Consider the following 394-nt stretch of genomic DNA (forward strand, 5'->3'; position numbering starts at 1 on the left):
GGTAGAAGCCCATGACGACGGTCTGACCGTCCGTGTCGTCGCGCTCGATCCGGTAGGCCGGCCGAACCCCCACGCCGAGGCGGCTGAGGCGGACGCGCAGGGTCGGATTGGTGGCCTGGTCGGGGACCATGTTGAGGTAGACGCCCTTCAGGTATTCGAGGCGGTCCGCCTTGCGGCCCGCGAGGTCCGCGATCGTGACGTTCTCGGCGAGCATGTCGGTCTGGCTCATGGTGAATCTCTCCGGGTTGGGATGGGGCGCCGCTCGGCGCCAGGGTGTTGGAGTGGAGCGCCTCTCGGCGCCGGGGCTCAAGGAACGCGCGGTGCCGCGCGTCAGGCGATGGGCGGGGCGGCATAGGAAATCGGCTCCTTGGCAGTCTCTTCCTCGAAGGTGCCG

General features: G+C 69.0%; 1 protein-coding gene. It reads right to left on the reverse strand.

Going from position 1 to position 394, the window contains the following annotated elements; genetic code table 11:
- On the reverse strand, positions 1-229 hold a 229-nt coding region (locus tag CVH10_RS18020; RefSeq protein WP_219924779.1), incomplete at its 3' end, for a hypothetical protein.
- Positions 230-394 lie beyond the last annotated feature (165 nt).

The sequence above is a fragment of the Halomonas sp. ND22Bw genome (genome assembly GCF_003011945.1).
GTDB lineage: Bacteria > Pseudomonadota > Gammaproteobacteria > Pseudomonadales > Halomonadaceae > Halomonas > Halomonas halophila.